Here is an 18,939-nt window from a genome sequence, read left to right as displayed (position 1 = left end):
CCAGACCGGATCCGATCGAAGGAACCTTCACATGTCGTCGCGAAACATCACTGTAGCCTCGGTGCAAATGGCATCCGGCAGTTGGAGCTTTGAAGACAATATGGCCACGGCGGAACGATTGATCCGTGAGGCCGCAAAGCAAGGCGCCAACCTCGTGTTGTGCCCCGAGCTTTTCATGATGCCGTACTTCTGTCTGGATCAGAACGTGCAGCATCTGGAGTTGGCCGAACCGTTTGCCGGTAATCCGCGGATTGCCCGCTTCGCCAGACTGGCCGGCGAACTGGGCATTGTGTTGCCGATCGGCTTCTTCGAGCGGGCCGGCAATGCCTCCTACAATTCGATCGCTGTAGCCGACGCCGATGGAAAAGTACTCGGCGTGTATCGCAAGACCCACATTCCGGACGGACCCGGCTATACGGAAAAGTTCTATTTCACGCCCGGCGACACCGGCTTCAAGGTGTGGGACACGCGCTTCGGCAAGATCGGCATCGGTATCTGCTGGGATCAGTGGTATCCCGAGACGGCACGCAGCCTCGCGCTGATGGGCGCGGAAATTCTCTGCTTTCCGACCATCATCGGGTCCGAGCCGTTCAGCAGCGACTTCGACTCTGCAGGTCATTGGCAACGCACGATGCAGGGCCACGCGGCAGCCAATATGGTACCGGTCGTCGCGGCTAACCGGATTGGCCGTGAGGTCGGCTTCGGTAACGGCAATCCGCAACAGCAGGGACTGGCTGGTGTGTTCTACGGTTCCAGTTTCATTGCGGATCACACGGGCGCGAAGCTGGCCGAAGCTAATCGCACGGACGAAACCATTCTTCTGCACACGTTCGACCTGAACGCCATTCGGGAAGACCGGCAGTCGTGGGGTTTTTTCCGCGATCGCCGTCCGGAAATGTATCGCACGCTGCTCACCAGCGATGGCGCTTCGTCCTGCTATCGCTAAGGAATATTTTATGAAAACGCACCGGCTGCCGGCGTTCGCCGCTCTTGGACTTTGTCTGTGCCTGCTTGCAGGGCAATCCCACGCAGAGGAAGAGAAGGTACTGAATCTGTACAACTGGAGCGATTATTTCGCCCCTGACACGTTGTCCGAGTTCCAGAAGGAAACCGGCATCAAGGTCCGTTACGACGCCTACGACAGCGACGAAACACTGCAGTCCAAGCTCATGACGGGCGACAGCGGATACGACCTGGTGTGGCCGACCAATGACTTCATGGCGAAGCAGATCCAGGCTGGGGCATTTCGCAAGCTCGAGAAGAGCAAGCTGCCGAATCTCAAGTATCTGGACCCCGCGCTGCTGAAATTGATGGCGCAGTCCGACCCCGGCAATCAGTACGGCGTTCCGTACATGTGGGGCACCGTGGGCGTGGGATATGACCGCGCCAAGGTCGCAGCTATCCTCGGCAAGGACATGCCCGTTGACAGCATGGACCTGCTGTTCAATCCGGCGATCGCGTCGCGCATCGCCGCGCACTGCGGTATCGGCTTGCAGGATTCCGCGAGCACGGTGCTGCCGTTGGCGCTGCGCTATGTCGGCCGCGATCCGGTGAACCCGACCGCGCAAGACTATGCCGTCGCGCAGACCATGCTGCTGAAAATCCGCCCGTATATTCATCTGTTCGTCGATTCGGCTAACGCCAACGAGTTGATCGATGGCGAACTGTGCGTCATGGTGGGCTACTCCGGCGCGATCAACCTGGCTTCGCAAAAGGCTCGGGAGTTGGACCGCAAGCGTGACATCGTCTACGACATCCCGAGCGTGGGCAGTCTGATGTGGTTCGACGGCATGGTCATTCCCAAGACCGCGAAGCACCCGGACAACGCGCATGCGTTCATCAACTACATCCTGCGGCCGGACGTCGTGGCGAAGATATCCAATGCCACGCGATACGCTAATGCCAATCTGGCCGCAGTGAAGCTGATGGACCCGGCGCTGGTCAATAATCCGAATATCTATCCGAATGAGCAAAAGAAACGGACTCTATTTACGCCGGTGGCTGAAGCACCAGCCACCGCTCGTCTGGAAGGCCGGATCTGGCTCGACCTCAAGGCGAGCAAGCCCTGAATGGCTGGCTATGCATCAAGCTTTAACAATATGTATGAGGTGTCTTTCTTCATGACGACAAGACGTCATTTCCTGAAACGGGGACTACTGGCCTCTGGCGGCGCGCTGTTATCGGGTGCGCTGGGCAGCGGCTTCAGCACGATGGCGCTCGCGCAGAGCGGCGGCTGGCAGATGCCGGACGAAGGCGACGCCCACGCCGCAACCTGGATGGCATTTGGCCCCAGCGAGGAAATCTGGGGCAGCAAACTGCTGCCCGTGGTCAGAGAGAATCTGGCCGGCATTGCGAAGGCCATTGCAGCGCACGAGCCCGTGAAAATGCTGGTGCGGCAAGAAGACCACGACATCGCCGCTCGCCTGTGCGGCGCTGCGGTCGAGCTCGTGCCTCAACCCGTCGATGACCTGTGGATGCGCGATACGGGGCCTGTGTTCGTCAAAGGACCCGCAGGCCGGCTCGGCGCCGTGGGCTTTAACTTTAACGGCTGGGGTAACAAGCAGGAGCACGAACAGGACGCCGAAGTCGCGGCCTTCGTCGCGCATCGAGCCGGGGCGACATGGCTCGAAACGCGGCTGGTGCTGGAAGGCGGCGGCATTGAAGTGGACGGCGAAGGCACGGCCATTATCACGCAGAGCTGCGTGCTGAACGCCAACCGCAATCCGGGTCTCAGCAAAGCGCAGGTTGAAGCGGAACTGTCCCACCTGCTCGGGCTACGGAAAATCATCTGGCTGCCGGGCGTTGCAGGCAAGGACATTACCGACGGCCATACCGACTTCTACGCGCGCTTTACGAGCCCGGGTGTGGTGGTTGCTGGGCTCGATCCGGATCCGTCTTCCTACGATCACGCAGTGACGAAGCGCCATCTGGAGATTTTGCGCAGGTCCACTGACGCGAAGGGTCGTCCATTGAAGGTAGTGGTGCTGCAGGGCCCGTCGACAGTGCGCCGAAAGTATGAGAACGACCAGTTCGCGGCCGGATACATCAACTTCTATGTGTGCAATCACGCGGTGATTGCCCCGGAGTTCGGCGACAGCAAAGCAGACCGCAATACGCGCGATGTCCTCGTGGACCTGTTCCCCGGCCGCGACGTGATTCAACTGAATATCGACGGCGTCGCCGCAGGCGGCGGTGGCATTCACTGCACGACACAACAGCAACCCAGCTGATCACACAGCGCGGGCCGCATCCACGATGCGGGCTCGCGATTTCCCCACGATCGGGACTGCTGACCGTGGCGTAATTCGGTTTTCTGACGGTTTGAATCGACTGCGGAGCGACAACGCGGCGGGGGAGATCGTCGGCCGATGTTTTGTGCAATCGCAATGCGAAGTTTCTCGCGCCGGGTAACTACGGCATATCCAACGGCATGACGCTGAGCGACAAGCCGATGACGAACTTTGCAGCGGGCTATATCAACTTCTACAAATGCAACGGGGCGATCATCGTGCCGAAATTCAATGACCTTGCGGCCGATGCTGCCGCCGTGGCAACCATCCGGCCTTATGCCGGTTCACGGGCGGTTGTCCAGGTGGATATCCTCGGCATTGCGTCAGGTGGTGGAGGCGTGCATTGCGCGACTCGTGAACTCCCCGCTTAGATCTGCCCCTGCGTGAAAATGCATGAATGCCTGCGAAGCACGTGATAGTATCCTTCGGCCTCTCCAGACATCTAACGATGCCGTCTCTCAGACGGGAGCAGACACTCACCGCTGCATCGAAGCCAACTCACTCCAGAAAAAATGTACGCAGCTGCTTGGCCTCCACTGACGAACCACTGAACTAGACCGCACTTGCCGCCGCCCGGTTGGCGGCAGTACGGCTATCTGCGCCTGTTTTGACGAACTCGAGACAGGCTGGATTGCTGCACCCATACGCATACCTCTACGCGCCGGGTGGGCTAACTGTTCTTCGTCATGGATGACAACATGCGTATTCTCAATACGGTGGCGGCGCTCGCCATTCCGTTTATCCCTCGTGCACTGATCCAAAGAATCTCGCGCCGCTATATTGCCGGCGACTCACTGGCTGACGCCGTCGAGCGAGTCCAGATGCTAAACGCGTGCGGGTTCAGCACCACCCTCGACGTGCTGGGTGAAACCGTTTCATCGACGGCCGAGGCCGAAGCCATGGCTGGCGAGTACATGAAAGTACTCGATGCCATTCGGGCCCATGGTCTGAACGCGGAAATATCGATCAAGCCGTCTGCGCTTGGACTACTTGTCGACGAGGCAGAATGTGAGCGTCTGGTTAGACATATTCTGCAAGTAGCGGCGGTTGATGGAAACTTCGCCTGCGTTGATATGGAAGATGTCAGTTGCACGCAAAAAGAAATTGACCTCTTCGCGCGGGTGGCGCCGAACCAGGGTAACGTCGGTTTGGCCTTGCAAGCCTATCTGAAACGCACCTACGAGGACATTGACCACCTTCTGCGCAGGAAGAGCACATTGCGGATCTGCAAGGGAATATATGTCGAGGATCAAGTGCACCTTGTTGACGGTGCGCGCAATGATAGGGCGGCGATCAACGTGCATTTTATCAACCACGTATCACGCTGTTTCAAGGTGGGTGCGTTCGTCGGCATCGCGACGCACGACACAGGGCTCATTGACGAAATCATCGCGCTGGTGCGTCGCGAGGGTGTGGATCGAACGAGATTCGAATTTCAGATGTTGCTTGGCGTGTGCGAGCCATTGCGTGACAAGTTGCTCGGTATGGGATTCAACGTCCGCATCTATGTGCCCTATGGCCGGGACTGGTACGGCTACAGTACGCGTCGAATCAAAGAGAATCCGAGTATTGCGGGTTACGTGATGAAAGCGATGTTGGGTCGCGGGTAGTCGTCTGGTATGCGCTCGCGCAGGCCCTTACTTTTGCCAAAGGTCTGCGCGAGCAATCGCCTCGTGGGCAATCCGTCTACCTGGCGAAGCGGCTCAAGGAGTTCGATACGGTTTCCGGACACCACTGTAGCCAGCCAGGCTTTCGATCTTATTGCACGTTGATGAACGCTTGGTAGTGCTAGCTTAGGGCAGTGCCGGGCGTCAGTACACTGGGCAGTTCGGCGCCTTAAGTTTGGCAGTGGGGCCTGGCGCTCGATGCCGTCCTGGTCGACACCCAGGCGAGGCAGAAAGCGACGGCAACCACCGCGCTACCGACCCAGGGTGTACGGAGCAGCGCGCCTTTATCGACCAGCAGTCCGCCCAACCCCGCGCCCAGCGCCACGCCGAAATGCATTGCCGAGACGTTGATGCCGATGCTGACGTCGGCTTGATCCGGCGCGCTACGGATCAGGTAGTTCTGCACGATCGGCGAGATGGACCAGCTCAGGCACCCCCATAGCATCATGGCGGGGAGAAAGAGCAGGAGTGACCGGCTTGCCGCAGGCAGCACCGCCATCGCCAGCAGAAAGGCCGCCGGGCAGCACAGCAGCGCTCGCGCTGCGCCCACCCGATCGGAAAACCAGCCGCCGAGCCAGGCGCCCGTGACGCCTGCTACGCCGAAAGCCGCATAGAGGATGGTCAACGCGCGAGCGCCCGGCGAGAACACTGCCTGCACGTACGGCGTCAGATAGGCGAACAATGTGAAGTGGCCGCCAATCATCGCCACGGACACCAGTTGCCCCGTGAGCATTCGCGGATGCGTCAGATGAGCCCAGTACGCTCGCACGGACACCGTCTTGCGTGATGGGGAAAGCGGTAGCTGGTACGCAAGATAACCGGCGAGCGGCAGCGTCAAAAAGGCGATACAGGCAAATGTCGCGCGCCAGCCTGCCAGATTGTCGATAGCTATCCCAACCGGCACGCCCAACACCAGCGAGCCGCTGATACCCATAAAGACGATACCGATGGCACGCCCGTGATATTCGGGCCGCGCGAGCCCGGTCGCGAGCGTCGTCGCCAGCAGGATCACCATCGCGCAACTGGCTGCCATTAGCACGCGCGCAGCGAACAGAACACCGTAGCCCGGACTCACGGCCGCCAGCAGATTGCTGAGCGCGAAAGCGCACAACGCGCACAGCAGCAGGCTTTTGCGTTCCCGATGCGAGAGCCACGCGGACAGACAGAACGCGGTCAGCGCGAAGACGCAGGAAAAAATGGTGGTGAGTTGCCCCGCTGATGCGAGCGACACGTGAAGGTCTGTCGCAATCGAAGGCAGGATGCCGATGCAGATATTTTCATCGATGCCGGCCAGAAACACCGTCGCCGCCAGCAAATACACACGTGTGTCCAAGAGAACCCTCCCAATGTGATGGATGACGCGGGCAAGGGCCGCTATGCGTCATCGTCAGTCAGTTGGGTTTCGAGGCGTTGCTTCGGTTATCCCTGAAGATAGAACGTTACCGGAGTTGGGGGGGCGGCCGCAACTGCCCGCCGCTTTTCGCCCATCACACGGTGAAAATGGTTCGGGTTGCCGCTTGTGGCACGCGCAATGATTCAGTTCGGTAACCTATGTATTCGCTATCAGAAGTTCCTCTGCATTGTTTGGCGGGCGCAGACCATCTGTTCTGCCCATGAAGTAGCGCTGGGTCAGATCGGCCGCCGAGACGTGCCGCGTTTCGCTGAAGCCCGCTTCGTGGGCCAGCGCGAGGATCTCCGGCGGGGTGAAGAAGCTGAGGAACGGGGTGCCGCTGGCTCGTGCTCCCTTCTCTGCCATCTCAAGCCCGGGACGTACTTCGGGGTCCGCCAGCTCGAGCGGGAGCAGGAACGTCATGGCGAGCGTCGATCCTGGGGCGAGGGCCGCGACTTCGCGCAGTGTGGCCGCGTTCGCCTCCTTGGTGAGATACATGCTGACGCCCGTGGAGACCACGATTGCCGGCTTGCTCTCATCGAAACCTGAAGTCATGAGCTCGTCCCGCCAGGACCCGCCCGCCTCGAAATCGACCGGCACGAAGCGCAGCCAGTCCGGCACGCCGAAGCCGAGCTCGATCAGGCGCTGCCGCTTCCACGCCTGAGGACCCGGCTGGTCGATCTCGAACACCTTGAGGTGGGACGCGATCTCCGGCCTCCGCTGTGCGAAGCTGTCAAGGCCTGCGCCGAGGATGACATACTGGCTAAGCCCGCGGGCGGCCTGCTCCACGACCAGGTCCTCAATGAAGCGGGCACGCGCCACGATTGAAGCGCGAAAGGGCCGCGTGAATTGTGGATCCATCTCACCGCGGCTGCGCCAGCCTTCGTCCGGGGCCAGCAGCTTAAGGCCGATTTCGTCTTCCAGCACATGCGGCAGGGAATCGGCCTCGATATGCAGAGCGCGCCACAAGGCGACGCGCGCTGCTGTGCTGTCTGGCGCTACATCTCGCTTGTCGTTCATGAGTTTCGATCCTGCTGGTTCGTTTGTCTTCGCCTGATGACCTGCCAGTACGGCCTCCTATCGCAGACGCGCAGCGCTTGCGCATAGGTATTCCCGGCAGGACGATGGTAACCTTCCCCCGCTTCTGGCCAACAAGTTCGACCACCAGCCAGATATTAAACCGGCCGGTGCGGTATTTTCCGCGCCGGTACCCCAACATCGACCGAAAGAGTGATCATGACAAGTTCCATCTACAGCGCATCCGTCCCAGTTTTCAAGCAGATGCTGACTGCATTGTCCGAGGTGCTGAAGAAAGCCGAAGCACACGCCACCGAAAAGAACATCGATCCGAACGCGCTGCTGCAGGCACGCCTGTTCCCGGATATGTTTCCCCTCGTGCGTCAGGTGCAGATCGCCGCTGATTTCGCCAAGGGCATCAGCTCGCGCCTCGCCCGCGTAGAGGTGCCGTCGTGGCCCGACACCGAAGTCACGTTTGCAGACCTGCAAGCGCTTATCGCCAAGGCGTTGACCTACATCGGCGCGCTCGATGCCGCCCAATTCGAGGGTAGCGAGAACACGGAAATCGTTTTGCGTCCGGGCACGCCGAAAGAGAAGAAGCTGGTCGGCAGCGCCTATTTGCAAAACTATGGTCTGCCCCAGTTTTTCTTCCACGTGACGACGGCCTACGCGATTTTGCGCCACAACGGCGTCGAGATTGGCAAGCGCGACTATATGGGATCGTACTGATCGTCGGCCTGCGGGCCGGGTGACTCACTGGACGGCTGTCGCTTCGGTGGCGCCAGCCGTCCGGCGCGCATACCGCTGTTCGATGGCTCGGCTCCAGGCGTGGATGGCCGATGACCGCCAAGCGGTGGAGGGATATTCCATGTCACGCGAAAGATTTTCTTTCGCCATGGGCAAGATATCGTCGATAGCCGATGAGTCTGTGAGCATGCATACTGCCTTCCGCAGCACACCCGCCCGTAATCCACCTACGTCAAAGCTGACTATTTAGGGACATGAATCTCAAAACCATCGGCCTGATAGCAACAAGCCTTTTTGCCTGTGCAACCACCGTCGTTGGCCATGCGGCCGACGACGAGCCAAGCAGAATCAGCAGTGTAGTGACCCGCGCCATACAACCGGTCATGGCGAAAGATGACATCCCCGGCATGGCCGTTGGCATCATCGACGGTGACAGGCACTACGTATTCAACTATGGTCTGGCGTCCACGGAAACCAGAAAACCGGTCACGAGCGACACCTTGTTTGAGCTGGGTTCTGTCAGCAAGACTTTGACGGCGACGCTGGCGTCCTATGGGCAGGTGAGCGGCTATCTATCTTTGTCGGATCAGTCGGGCAAGTACCTGCCGTCTCTGCGAAATAGCAAGTTCGGCGATGTCAGCCTTCTCAATCTGGGCACGCACACGCCCGGAGGGCTCCCATTGCAGGTGCCGGACAACATTCGCAACGACAATCAGTTGATGCGGTATTTCAAGCAGTGGCAGCCCACCTACGCGCCGGGAACCTATCGGACGTATGCCAATCCCGGCATCGGCGCGCTCGGCCTGATCACGGCGAAGAGCATGGGGCAGGATTTTAGCGGGCTGATGGAAAATCGTCTGTTCCCCGCGCTTGGTATGAAGAGCACCTACATCAACGTTCCCGCTGGGAAATTGAGCGACTACGCCGAGGGCTACACGAAAGAAGGGGCGCCGATCAGAATGGCACCCGGGGTGCTGTGGGCTGAAGCCTACGGCGTCAGGACCACGGCTGCCGACATGGTTCGCTTTGTGGAAGCCAACATGAATCTGATCCAGTTGGACCGGAAGCTCCAGCGCGCGGTCACCGAGACCCACACCGGATACTTCAAGGCAGGGGCGATGACCCAGGACCTGATATGGGAACAGTATCCGTATCCCGTCACATTACAGACGCTGCTGGACGGAAATTCGTCGGCGATGATCTTCAATGCAACGCCGGTCACTGAGATCACGCCGCCGCAGCCGCCTCGTGAAGACGTCTGGATCAATAAAACCGGCTCGACCAACGGCTTCGGCGCGTATGTCGCATTCATTCCGCAGAAGCGCCTGGGGATCGTCATTCTCGCCAACAAGAACTTCCCCATCGATGAACGGGTAAGCATTGCGTACCGGATTCTCACGTCACTGGCCAACAACGAACAATAAGCAGGACCCCCTTGTATGAAAAGCGCTCGCTACCTTCTGCTTATCCTTTCGGCACTTGTATGCGTTCAATCAGTCGAAGCTGCTGAAAGCGCGCCGGCGGCGAAAGACACCGTCGTTTTGCAACGGGTCCCGGTCCCAGGAACCGATCGGGAAATGGGCATGGGCGTTGCCGAGTTTCCTCCGAACGCTTCGAAGCCGCGGCATAAGGCGACCGGGCCCGAGGTCGCATACGTGCTGGAGGGCGAGGTAACGGTGCAGGTCGATGGTCAACCCACACGCGTCGTACATGCGGGCGAGAGCTACCGGATGCCTGCAGGTGTCATTCATGTCACCACCGCGGGTCCTGAGGGCGCGAAGGTTCTTGCGACCTGGGCCTGGGTGCCGGGAAAACCATTCAACATTCGTGCGCCGAAATGACCTGGAGTCGACACCGGTTTCCGGTGCTTGCCCGAATGCGTTTCGTTCTTTGTGCAAGCAGCTATCATCGATCGAAGTTCCTCAAGGAGAACAACCGATGACTCGACCCGATTTCATCCGGCACTGGACTGAACTGGAAGAACCGGATGCGCATTCCTATCGCGGCGATACGGAGAAGATGGCGTTGGACGCGCCGCTTTCCGCCGCACTCGGTATTACGCGTATTGGCATCCATCATGTGAGGCTTCCGCCCGGCCGGCGGACGTCGTATCCGCACGCCGAAAGTACCGAGCAGGAGTTTGTCTACGTGCTCGAAGGCAAACCCGATGTCTGGATCGACGGCGTGCTTCATTCCGTTGCTGAAGGCGATTCCGTTGCGTTTCCGGCGGGCACGGGAATCTGTCACACCTTCATCAACAATACGAAGGACGAAGTCAGGTTGATGGTGATCGGCGAACGTCCGCGCGACGACAACCGCATTCGTTACCCGCTCAACGAAGCACACGAATTGACCCGCGCGGACCGCTGGGTGGACTGGCCCGCCAGACCGCTCGGAGGCCATAACGGAATGCCGGACTGACTGCCGGACTGAGGCGGCGCGGACGACCGCTTCGGCTGACGTCCGGAGCGCGGTCCTGCAGATATTGGCGATTCAGGCTAGGCTACCCTGTGGGCCGTCCTGGTGTCACACCGAGCCGGCCGCGCCTCAGGTTATTCCCGTCCGGAACGCAATGACTCAACAGCTAACTATTGACTTCGTCTCCGATATCGCATGCCCGTGGTGTGCAATCGGCCTGTCGTCGCTCCAGCTTGCACTATCGCGCTTAGGCGATGCGGTCGACGCACAAATTGCTGTGCATCCCTTCGAGCTGAATCCGGACATGGGTCCGGGCGGCGAGGCCATTGTCGACTATCTCGGCAAAAAATACGGACGCACACCGGAGCAGATCGCCGAAACACAAGCCATGATCCGCGAGCGTGGGGCGAGCGTCGGTTTTGCCTTCGGCCCGCGTACGCGCGTCTATAACACCTTCGATGCACACCGCCTGATGCATTGGGCCGGTATCAAAGGCAAGCAGCTGCCACTCAAGCTGGCGCTGTTGCGGGCCTATCATTCCGAGGGCAAAGACCCAAGCGATCACAAAGTTCTGGTCGAGGCGGCTCAATCCGTGGGGCTCGACGCCGCGGAAGCGAATGAGGTACTGCGAAGCGGACTCTATACCGACGACGTTCGTGCCGAAGAACGCGAATACCAGACGAAAGGTATCCAGTCAGTGCCGGCGATCATCTTCAACGGTCGCTATCTGGTGAGCGGCGGACAACCCGTGGAAACCTTCGAGCAAGTCATTCGGCAGATTCTGGCCGAAGCGTAGGGCGCCCCGTGCTGAGCAAACGACCCGTTTCACGCAACGGGTCGTTTGCTGGGCGCAGACGTGCAGATGCACGAAGCGCGTACCCAGCACTGTCTCGATCGTAGCCACAGTATTGAGCGCCGCTGCAATTCAGCGGGCGCTTCTTTTAGCATGTTGATGTAATGGTGAATGCGCCGTTTATCGCTCGCGCCAGCAGTTTTCACCATAGCCCGAAAAGATCAATTTCTTGAGGGCGTCCCCAATGCGCAGTCTAATATACGAGTTTCACAAGAAGTTTGGCGAGATATCGCCAACAACATTGTTTAATGGTATTGTGCCCCATCGCATTGGAGCAGTGCCGAAAACCAATAGAAAAATAAACCCTCCCGTCACGGGTTTTGACCGGAGCGGTTTATTAAAGAAATATTTTTTCGAAAAACTGTTGTCACAATTCGCCAGAAATTTGATGGCGTTACTAGCGTCTTGACTGGCCGCTAGCTGAAATACCCGTAGCATCGGTGCATGCAGGGGTGCCTGGGCCGCATTGATCCACACTAACTATCAAAAATAGACAAACTATGAAATCGATTCGGAAAGCATCGCTTGCACTGACTCACACAATGATCGGCGCGCTCGTGGGCGTAACGACGCTGGCTATGGCCCAAGGGGGCCCGGCGGTGACGGGCGTATCGGCGGACCAGTACGCCTCGATGTGCGCTACACAAGGCGTTACCGCGCCGGCCCCCTATGGCGAATCGGACCTTAAAGGGAATCCGAAGTTACAGGACTACTGCAAGTGCTTCGGCGATAAATTCGCGGAAAGAGCGATGAAGATGACGCCGGATACGGCCAACTCAGGCTCGGCCAAGCAGATCGTCAATGAGGAGCGCGCTATGCGCAATAGCTGCCGCAAGAAATACAATTTGCCGCAGCTTAAATTCGCTTCCTAGATCGTCAGGCGATCGCCATTCTGATTACGTTTGTGCGGGCATTGACATTATCTACCGCTATTCGTATCGAGCGTCTCGATGCGAATGGCGATAAATGTTTTTGCTTCTCCGGGATTAGAACGGCGTCTGGCTGTCTCGCCGGCAGACCAGGGACGTGATTCATTGACCGCATACTGAATCCCGCCACACTTGTCACTCCCACCGTTCGATGCACGGCATTAGTCTGCTCTACAAGGACGAGGCTGGATGTGTTCCATAGCGCCTCGACTTCCCAAGGAGAGACGCCCGTGATAGATCGCATCATGGCGATGCAGACCTTCGTACGCATCGTCGACGCCAACAGCTTTACCCGCGCCGCGCAGTCGCTCGGGATTCCGCGCGCAAGCGCGACCACGCTGGTGCAGAGCCTCGAGGCGATGCTTGGCATTCAGTTGCTCGTGCGCACCACCCGTCGGCTCAATCTGACCGCGGAAGGGGCCGCGTATTACGAGCGTTGCGTGCAGATTCTCGCCGACATCGACGACGTCGAGGCGAGCCTGCGGCATCCCGACGACCGGCCGCGTGGGCGGCTACGCGTCGCGATGCCGGCGGTGGTCGCGAATGCGATCGTGTTTCCGGCGCTCGACGACTTCCACTCGCGCTACGAACATATCCAGCTCGACTTTGGGGTCAGCAACCGGCAGGTCGAACTGGCCGGTGATGCGATCGATTGCTGCGTTCTGACTGGACAATTTCCGGATGCGGGCCTCGCCGCTCGCCGGCTGGGCGCGCTCGAACGTGTGACCTGTGCCAGCCCGCTTTATCTCGCGCGGTACGGCACGCCGCTACAGTTCGACGAGCTAACCGATCACGTCGCGGTGAATTGCAGGTGCGCGCAGACGGGGCGAGCGGCGGATTTCGATTTTCAGGTCGGAGGCGATACGGTCAACGTAGCGCTTGAGGGCTTCGTGCAGGTAAGCGATGAGCATGCCTATCTGGAGTGCGGACTGCGCGGACTTGGGCTGATCCAGCCGCCGCGGGCGCTTGCGCAGCCCTACCTCGACTCCGGGCGGCTGCGTGAAGTGCTGCCACATTACAGGCCCGCAGCGATGCCGGTATCGGTCGCCTATCTGCGTCATCGCCGCGCCCCGCCGCGCGTGCTTGCCTTCGTCAACTGGCTCGCGGAACGGTTCGAAACAGCGCGGCACGTGAGTCACGAGCCGCCGCCCGTATGCCGGCGTCTACGTGGGATGGAGGCCGGCGAACCGGCCTGAATTAAGCGGCGAATCAAATAGTGGGAAACAGGCGCGAAAACCCTTTGTGCGCGGCACTAGGGAATGCCTACGCTTGAGCCGCTGCCGTCCGGCGACGTAAAATGGTGGCACATCGGTTTGGGGGCCCAGCAATGTGTCTGGCTTCTCGTTACGATTTCAGCCGCGATACCGGGCAACGTCCGGCACAGCGGCGCCCCGCGCAATGGCGCTCAACGCTTTCCCGATCCGCTCCTCGCAATGAGGCCGGCGGAGGTCGCGGAATTGTCGTTCGATCCGCGCCATGATGCCGCTCATTTCCGTCAAAAGGCTCAATAAGCGCTTTCCAGGCGTGAGGGCGCTTCACGAAGTCCAGTTCGAACTCATGGCGGGGGAGGTCCACGCGCTGATGGGCGAGAATGGCGCCGGCAAATCGACGCTGATGAAAATCCTCGCCGGCGTGTACACCCGGGATACGGGCGAAATCCTCTATGACGGCCAGCCTGTCGAGTTCTTGAGCCCGCGCGAGGCGCAGGCCATGGGCGTCGGCATCATTCATCAGGAACTCCAACTGATGAACCATCTGACCGTCGCCCAGAATATGTTCATCGGCCGCGAGCCGCGCGGACGCCTTGGCCTGTTCCTCGACGAAGACAAGCTCAATGCGCAAGCGCACGACATCCTTGCTCGCATGCATGTGAATATCGACCCGCGCGCGGTTGTCAGCACGCTCACCGTCGCGAAGCAGCAGATGGTCGAAATCGCCAAGGCCTTGTCTTTCGACTCGCGCGTCCTGATCATGGACGAGCCTACCTCGGCGCTCAACGACGCCGAGATCGCCGAGCTATTCCGCATCATCCGCGAGCTAAGGAACCGGGGTGTGGGAATCATCTATATCTCGCACAAGATGGATGAGCTCAAGCAGATTGCCGACCGCGTCACCGTGTTGCGTGACGGCGAATATGTGGCCACTGTTACCGCCAGGGACACCAGCGTCGACGCGATCATTGGCATGATGGTCGGGCGAAAGTTGACTGACGTTGCGCCTTCTCACCGCGCTGCAGGCGAAGGCGAAGTCGCGCTCGAAGTCAAAAATTTAAACGCCGGCCCGCTGGTGAGAGACGTGAGTTTCGTATTGCGCCAAGGCGAGATATTGGGCTTTGCTGGCTTGATGGGCGCCGGTCGAACCGAGGTCGCGCGAGCGGTGTTCGGCGCCGATCCGATCGAGTCTGGCGAAATTGTCGTGCGAGGCGTGAAGGCGGCGATCAGGAGTCCGAGCGATGCGGTGCAACGCGGCATCGGTTATCTCTCGGAAGACCGCAAGCGCTTTGGCCTGGCGACCGGAATGAACGTCGAATCGAACATCGTGATGTCCAACTTGCGCAAGTTCCTGTCGCTCAATTTTTTCTTGCGCCGCGCCCAGATACGCCGGACAGCCTCCCATTTCATCAATCTGCTCGCCATTCGTACGCCCTCCGCGACGCAGGAGGTACGGCTTCTCTCGGGCGGTAATCAGCAGAAAATTGTCGTCGCGAAATGGCTCGAGCGCGACTGCGACGTGCTCTTCTTCGACGAGCCGACGCGTGGCATCGACGTCGGCGCCAAGAGCGAAATCTACAAGCTCCTGCGCTCACTCGCTGATCAAGGCAAGGCGATCGTGATGATCTCGTCGGAGCTGCCGGAAATCTTGCGCATGAGCGATCGGATCGTCGTGATGTGCGAGGGCCGTATTACCGGCGAACTCCCGGCGGTGGAGGCGACGCAAGAGCGCATCATGCAATTGGCAACGCAGCGTGAATCCTTAAAGGCGGCGTGAGCTTCGAGAGGAGAGATTCAGTTTATGACACAACCATCGGATACGTCGGCGTTGGCGAATGAGGGACGGCCGTCCGGCCTTAGAGCCCGCGTGTTCGCGCCGGCCGCTCTGCAGAAGCTGCTCGCCTTCGGGAGCCTGATTCTCCTGCTGGTCTTTTTCAGCTTCGCATCTCCCGCGTTCATGCAGATGGACAATATGCTCGGGATTCTGCAGGCGACGGCGGTCAACGGCGTTCTGGCGATTGCCTGCACGTTCGTCATCATCACCGGCGGCATCGATCTGTCCGTCGGCACGTTGATGACTTTCACAGCGGTCATTTGCGGCGTGTTTCTGACCTATTGGCATTTACCGATGTGGACCGGTGTCGTTGCCGCGATTGGGACGGGCGCGATCTGCGGGACCATCTCGGGAACGCTCACGGCGAAAATGAAAATACCGCCGTTCATTGCCACCTTGGGCATGATGTTGCTGCTGAAAGGGCTGTCGCTTGTCGTCTCAGCCGACAAGCCGATCTATTTCAGCGACACCGAAAACTTCTACCGGATCTCTCAGGATTCGCTGATCGGCTACGTGCTGCCGAGCTTGCCCGTTCCGAACGCGGTCCTGATCCTGTTTTTTCTCGCGGTGGTGAGTTCGATTACGCTTAATCGCACGGCGCTCGGCCGCTACACCTTTGCGCTCGGCAGCAACGAAGAAGCCATACGCCTTTCCGGCGTGAATGTCGACCGGTGGAAGATTGCCATTTACGGTCTGGCCGGGGCAATTTGCGGCGTCGCCGGGTTGCTTATCGCCTCGCGCCTGAATTCGGCCCAGCCGGCGCTAGGCCAGGGTTATGAACTCGAAGCGATCGCCGCGGTGGTCATCGGCGGGACCTCGCTCAGCGGCGGTGCGGGCACGATTCTGGGCACGATCATCGGCGCGTTCATCATGAGCGTGCTGACCAATGGCCTGCGCATCCTGTCCGTTGCTCAGGAATGGCAGATTGTGGTGACCGGCCTCATCATCATTCTTGCGGTCTATGCGGATATTTTGCGGCGCAAGAAAAGCTGATGAAGGTCGACGACGCTACGCGGAACAAGATCAAGATCAAGAAAAGGGAGCGCCCAACGCTCCCCCAACGGCTGAAGGTTGATGGCCAACTTAGGAGGAGAACCCCCATGTTGAAAAGAAGACTAATCGGTGTCGTGGTCGGCGTTGGCGCGCTCATTGGCGGGACGAGTGTTGCGCTCGCGCAGGACACCTACATCCCGTTGATCTCGAAAGGCTTCCAGCACCAGTTCTGGCAGGCCGTCAAAGCCGGCGCGGAACAGTCGGCCAAGGAGCATAACGTCAGGATCACCTTTGAGGGGCCAGAAACCGAGGCTATGGTCGATAAACAGATCGACATGCTCTCGGCCGCGCTTGCCAAGAAGCCCCAGGCGCTCGGCATTGCCGCGCTCGATAGCAAAGCGGCCATTCCGCTGTTGAGGAGGGCGCAGGCGGAAAAAATACCGGTCATCGCCTTCGACTCGGGCGTCGACAGCGACATTCCGCTGACGACGTGCGCAACGGATAACGTTGCCGCCGCTGCACTCGCCGCCGACAAGATGGCCGAGGCAATCGGCAATGCCGGTGAGGTCGGCCTCGTCGTGCACGATCAGACCAGCCGCACCGGCATCGATCGCCGCGACGGCTTTCTGAATGAGATGAAAGCGAAGCACCCGAACATCAAGATCGTCTCCGTCCAGTATGGCGGCGGTGACCATTTGAAGTCGGCGGAAATCGCCAAGACGATGATCCAGGCCAACCCCAATCTCAAGGGCATTTTCGGCGCGAATGAAGGCTCGGCGGAAGGGGCCGCGATCGGCGTCAAGGAGTCGGGCAAAAAGCTTGTCCTGATTGGCTATGACTCCGGCAAGGAGCAAAAGGACGACATCAATTCGGGCTTGATGGCCGGCGCCATCACGCAGAACCCGGTCGGCATCGGCAAATGCGTCGTCGACTCCGCGGTGAAGGCGTTGAAGGGCGAGAAGCTGCCCAAAAAGGTCGACACGGGCTTCTACTGGTACGACAAGAGCAATATGAGCGATCCCAAGATCGCCGCCGTGCTCTACGATTGACCGTTGCCGCCAGGTGCGGCGAGAGAGGAGGGGGCGCAGCGCTTCCTCTTCTTTTCTCGCCTCGCATCGTATCGCGGAGAGAGACGGTGGCCGCAAAGAGGCCCGCGGAGCACGCACGGCTCTCTTTGCGTATAGGCTCAACTCGATAGCTGTCGCAGAAGAGGGTGTTCAGATGCCCACGATCACAAAGCTGTCCGTCCGGGACATTCGGTTTCCGACTTCGCGTTCACTTGACGGCTCCGATGCGATGAACGCCGCACCGGATTATTCCGCCACCTATGTGACGCTCGAAACGGATTCGCCGGAGGCGCTCACAGGCCACGGCCTCACGTTCACGATCGGACGCGGCAACGAGATTTGCGTGAGCGCGGTGCAGGCGCTTAGCTCGCTCGTCGTCGGCAAAACGCTCGAGGATATCGCAGCGAACATGGGCGCGTTCTGGCGCGCGCTAACATCAGACAGCCAACTGCGCTGGATCGGCCCGGACAAGGGAGCCATTCACCTGGCGACGGCGGCGGTCGTGAACGCGGCCTGGGACCTGTGGGCCAAAGCGGAAGGCAAGCCGGTGTGGAAGCTGCTCGTCGACATGAGTCCCGAAGAACTCGTGCGTTGTCTCGACTTCCGCTATGTGACCGATGCGATCACGCCGCAGGAAGCGATCGCCATGTTGCACCGTCATGCCAAAACCCGGGGCGAGCGCGAGAAGGAGATGCTCGCGCATGGCTATCCGGCCTACACGACGTCGGCCGGCTGGCTCGGCTACGACGACGACAAGATTCGCCGGCTCGCACGTGAAGGCGTCGCGCAGGGCTGGACGCATTTCAAGCAGAAGGTCGGCGGCAATCTCGACGAAGATATGCGCCGGGCCCGCATCCTGCGCGAAGAGATCGGCGAAAACCGCAAGCTGATGATGGATGCAAACCAGGTGTGGGATGTCGATGAAGCGGTCGCGAACATGCGGCGCCTGGCGCAATTCGATCCGTGGTGGATCGAGGAACCCACGAGTCCCGACGACATTCTTGGGCACGCGGCTATCCGCCAGCGGATTCGGCCCATTGGCGTAGCAACGGGCGAGCACTGCCATAACCGGGTGATGTTCAAGCAGTTGCTGCAGGCGCAGGCGATCGACTTCTGTCAGGTCGATAGCTGCCGCCTGGGCGGTCTGAACGAGGTGATTGTCGTTCTGCTAATGGCGGTGAAATTTGGCGTGCCCGTGTGCCCGCACGCGGGCGGAGTCGGCTTGTGCGAGTACGTGCAACACATTTCTCTGTTCGACTATATCTGCGTGTCGGCGTCGCTGGAAAACCGGGTGCTCGAGTACGTGGATCATTTGCACGAGCATTTCGTCGATCCGGTTGTGATTCGCAACGGCCGTTATATGCCGCCGCAACGTGCCGGCTACAGCATCGAAATGCATGCGGCGTCGCTCGATCAGTATGACTTTCCTGAAGGGCCGGCCTGGCGGCCATGAGGAGGGTCGTCGCAGAATCGAGCGACGATCCTGTTGAGATATCGGGCGATTTCGCCGGTGTCTGTCTGGC

18 protein-coding genes are annotated in these 18,939 nt (G+C 59.7%); 16 read left to right on the top strand and 2 right to left on the bottom strand.

The window, feature by feature from the left end:
• Window positions 1-31 precede the first annotated feature (31 nt).
• The 5 genes from aguB to PQQ96_RS02155 all read left to right on the top strand — a co-directional run bounded on the left by aguB (window position 32) and on the right by PQQ96_RS02155 (window position 4,900).
• Window positions 32-946, top strand: a complete 915-nt coding sequence (aguB, locus tag PQQ96_RS02175) for an N-carbamoylputrescine amidase (RefSeq protein ID WP_408288113.1) — start codon at window positions 32-34, stop codon at window positions 944-946.
• A gap of 10 nt (window positions 947-956) precedes the next feature.
• On the top strand, window positions 957-2,069 hold the full coding sequence (locus tag PQQ96_RS02170) for a polyamine ABC transporter substrate-binding protein (RefSeq protein ID WP_408288110.1): 1,113 nt from the start codon (window positions 957-959) through the stop codon (window positions 2,067-2,069).
• A 51-nt stretch (window positions 2,070-2,120) separates the two neighbouring features.
• The gene (locus PQQ96_RS02165) at window positions 2,121-3,230 is read left to right on the top strand and encodes an agmatine deiminase family protein (protein ID WP_408288108.1); all 1,110 of its coding nucleotides are present in this window, start codon (window positions 2,121-2,123) and stop codon (window positions 3,228-3,230) included.
• Between the two features lie 200 nt (window positions 3,231-3,430).
• Entirely contained in the window at window positions 3,431-3,661 is a 231-nt protein-coding gene (locus tag PQQ96_RS02160) for an agmatine deiminase family protein (protein ID WP_408288106.1), read from the top strand.
• A gap of 327 nt (window positions 3,662-3,988) precedes the next feature.
• Complete coding sequence (locus tag PQQ96_RS02155; RefSeq protein WP_408288104.1) at window positions 3,989-4,900, top strand: proline dehydrogenase family protein; 912 nt, start codon at window positions 3,989-3,991, stop codon at window positions 4,898-4,900.
• 226 nt (window positions 4,901-5,126) lie between these two features.
• Here PQQ96_RS02155 and PQQ96_RS02150 read toward each other — a convergent pair whose 3' ends face one another.
• Entirely contained in the window at window positions 5,127-6,290 is a 1,164-nt protein-coding gene (locus tag PQQ96_RS02150; protein WP_408288102.1) for an MFS transporter, read from the bottom strand.
• A 216-nt stretch (window positions 6,291-6,506) separates the two neighbouring features.
• Window positions 6,507-7,367 carry a class I SAM-dependent methyltransferase gene (locus tag PQQ96_RS02145; protein WP_408288101.1) on the bottom strand — a complete coding sequence of 287 codons (861 nt, stop codon included), beginning with the start codon at window positions 7,365-7,367 and terminating at the stop codon, window positions 6,507-6,509.
• A gap of 216 nt (window positions 7,368-7,583) precedes the next feature.
• Between PQQ96_RS02145 and PQQ96_RS02140 the strand changes: the two genes are divergently transcribed.
• The 11 genes from PQQ96_RS02140 to PQQ96_RS02090 all read left to right on the top strand — a co-directional run bounded on the left by PQQ96_RS02140 (window position 7,584) and on the right by PQQ96_RS02090 (window position 18,869).
• A complete protein-coding gene (locus PQQ96_RS02140; RefSeq protein ID WP_408288099.1) occupies window positions 7,584-8,093 on the top strand; it encodes a DUF1993 domain-containing protein in 510 nt (169 codons plus the stop codon).
• A gap of 272 nt (window positions 8,094-8,365) precedes the next feature.
• Window positions 8,366-9,535, top strand: coding sequence for a class C beta-lactamase (gene ampC, locus PQQ96_RS02135; protein WP_408288097.1), 1,170 nt, complete (start codon window positions 8,366-8,368; stop codon window positions 9,533-9,535).
• Window positions 9,536-9,550: 15 nt separating this feature from the next.
• Entirely contained in the window at window positions 9,551-9,952 is a 402-nt protein-coding gene (locus PQQ96_RS02130) for a cupin domain-containing protein (RefSeq protein WP_408288095.1), read from the top strand.
• A gap of 97 nt (window positions 9,953-10,049) precedes the next feature.
• Entirely contained in the window at window positions 10,050-10,532 is a 483-nt protein-coding gene (locus PQQ96_RS02125) for a cupin domain-containing protein (protein ID WP_408288093.1), read from the top strand.
• Window positions 10,533-10,683: 151 nt separating this feature from the next.
• Window positions 10,684-11,325, top strand: coding sequence for a DsbA family oxidoreductase (locus tag PQQ96_RS02120; protein WP_408288090.1), 642 nt, complete (start codon window positions 10,684-10,686; stop codon window positions 11,323-11,325).
• 557 nt (window positions 11,326-11,882) lie between these two features.
• Window positions 11,883-12,254 (top strand): hypothetical protein, encoded by a 372-nt coding sequence (locus PQQ96_RS02115; RefSeq protein ID WP_408288087.1) that lies wholly within the window; start codon window positions 11,883-11,885, stop codon window positions 12,252-12,254.
• A gap of 287 nt (window positions 12,255-12,541) precedes the next feature.
• Window positions 12,542-13,507, top strand: coding sequence for a LysR family transcriptional regulator (locus tag PQQ96_RS02110; RefSeq protein WP_408288084.1), 966 nt, complete (start codon window positions 12,542-12,544; stop codon window positions 13,505-13,507).
• A gap of 280 nt (window positions 13,508-13,787) precedes the next feature.
• Window positions 13,788-15,299 carry a sugar ABC transporter ATP-binding protein gene (locus PQQ96_RS02105; protein WP_408288082.1) on the top strand — a complete coding sequence of 504 codons (1,512 nt, stop codon included), beginning with the start codon at window positions 13,788-13,790 and terminating at the stop codon, window positions 15,297-15,299.
• A 24-nt stretch (window positions 15,300-15,323) separates the two neighbouring features.
• The gene (locus PQQ96_RS02100) at window positions 15,324-16,349 is read left to right on the top strand and encodes an ABC transporter permease (RefSeq protein ID WP_408288079.1); all 1,026 of its coding nucleotides are present in this window, start codon (window positions 15,324-15,326) and stop codon (window positions 16,347-16,349) included.
• Window positions 16,350-16,456: 107 nt separating this feature from the next.
• Complete coding sequence (locus PQQ96_RS02095; RefSeq protein WP_408288170.1) at window positions 16,457-17,398, top strand: ABC transporter substrate-binding protein; 942 nt, start codon at window positions 16,457-16,459, stop codon at window positions 17,396-17,398.
• 172 nt (window positions 17,399-17,570) lie between these two features.
• Window positions 17,571-18,869 carry an L-fuconate dehydratase gene (locus PQQ96_RS02090; RefSeq protein WP_408288076.1) on the top strand — a complete coding sequence of 433 codons (1,299 nt, stop codon included), beginning with the start codon at window positions 17,571-17,573 and terminating at the stop codon, window positions 18,867-18,869.
• Window positions 18,870-18,939: the final 70 nt, after the last annotated feature.

The organism is Paraburkholderia sediminicola, from assembly GCF_046027825.1.
Classification (GTDB): Bacteria; Pseudomonadota; Gammaproteobacteria; order Burkholderiales; family Burkholderiaceae; genus Paraburkholderia; species Paraburkholderia sediminicola_D.
The sequence above is the reverse complement of the archived record's forward strand: the minus strand, read 5'-3'. Positions and strand labels throughout refer to the sequence as shown.

What these genes read in the sequence shown, in the direction of transcription:
- PQQ96_RS02165 (WP_408288108.1), top strand. Translation starts at nt 2,121, where the DNA reads ATGACGACAAGACGTCATTTCCTGAAACGGGGACTACTGGCCTCTGGC.
- aguB (WP_408288113.1), top strand. Translation starts at nt 32, where the DNA reads ATGTCGTCGCGAAACATCACTGTAGCCTCGGTGCAAATGGCATCCGGC.
- PQQ96_RS02095 (WP_408288170.1), top strand. Translation starts at nt 16,457, where the DNA reads ATGTTGAAAAGAAGACTAATCGGTGTCGTGGTCGGCGTTGGCGCGCTC.
- PQQ96_RS02155 (WP_408288104.1), top strand. Translation starts at nt 3,989, where the DNA reads ATGCGTATTCTCAATACGGTGGCGGCGCTCGCCATTCCGTTTATCCCT.
- PQQ96_RS02140 (WP_408288099.1), top strand. Translation starts at nt 7,584, where the DNA reads ATGACAAGTTCCATCTACAGCGCATCCGTCCCAGTTTTCAAGCAGATG.
- PQQ96_RS02160 (WP_408288106.1), top strand. Translation starts at nt 3,431, where the DNA reads ATGACGCTGAGCGACAAGCCGATGACGAACTTTGCAGCGGGCTATATC.
- PQQ96_RS02105 (WP_408288082.1), top strand. Translation starts at nt 13,788, where the DNA reads ATGATGCCGCTCATTTCCGTCAAAAGGCTCAATAAGCGCTTTCCAGGC.
- PQQ96_RS02115 (WP_408288087.1), top strand. Translation starts at nt 11,883, where the DNA reads ATGAAATCGATTCGGAAAGCATCGCTTGCACTGACTCACACAATGATC.
- PQQ96_RS02125 (WP_408288093.1), top strand. Translation starts at nt 10,050, where the DNA reads ATGACTCGACCCGATTTCATCCGGCACTGGACTGAACTGGAAGAACCG.
- PQQ96_RS02120 (WP_408288090.1), top strand. Translation starts at nt 10,684, where the DNA reads ATGACTCAACAGCTAACTATTGACTTCGTCTCCGATATCGCATGCCCG.
- PQQ96_RS02090 (WP_408288076.1), top strand. Translation starts at nt 17,571, where the DNA reads ATGCCCACGATCACAAAGCTGTCCGTCCGGGACATTCGGTTTCCGACT.
- PQQ96_RS02145 (WP_408288101.1), bottom strand. Translation starts at nt 7,367, where the DNA reads ATGAACGACAAGCGAGATGTAGCGCCAGACAGCACAGCAGCGCGCGTC.
- PQQ96_RS02100 (WP_408288079.1), top strand. Translation starts at nt 15,324, where the DNA reads ATGACACAACCATCGGATACGTCGGCGTTGGCGAATGAGGGACGGCCG.
- PQQ96_RS02130 (WP_408288095.1), top strand. Translation starts at nt 9,551, where the DNA reads ATGAAAAGCGCTCGCTACCTTCTGCTTATCCTTTCGGCACTTGTATGC.
- PQQ96_RS02170 (WP_408288110.1), top strand. Translation starts at nt 957, where the DNA reads ATGAAAACGCACCGGCTGCCGGCGTTCGCCGCTCTTGGACTTTGTCTG.
- ampC (WP_408288097.1), top strand. Translation starts at nt 8,366, where the DNA reads ATGAATCTCAAAACCATCGGCCTGATAGCAACAAGCCTTTTTGCCTGT.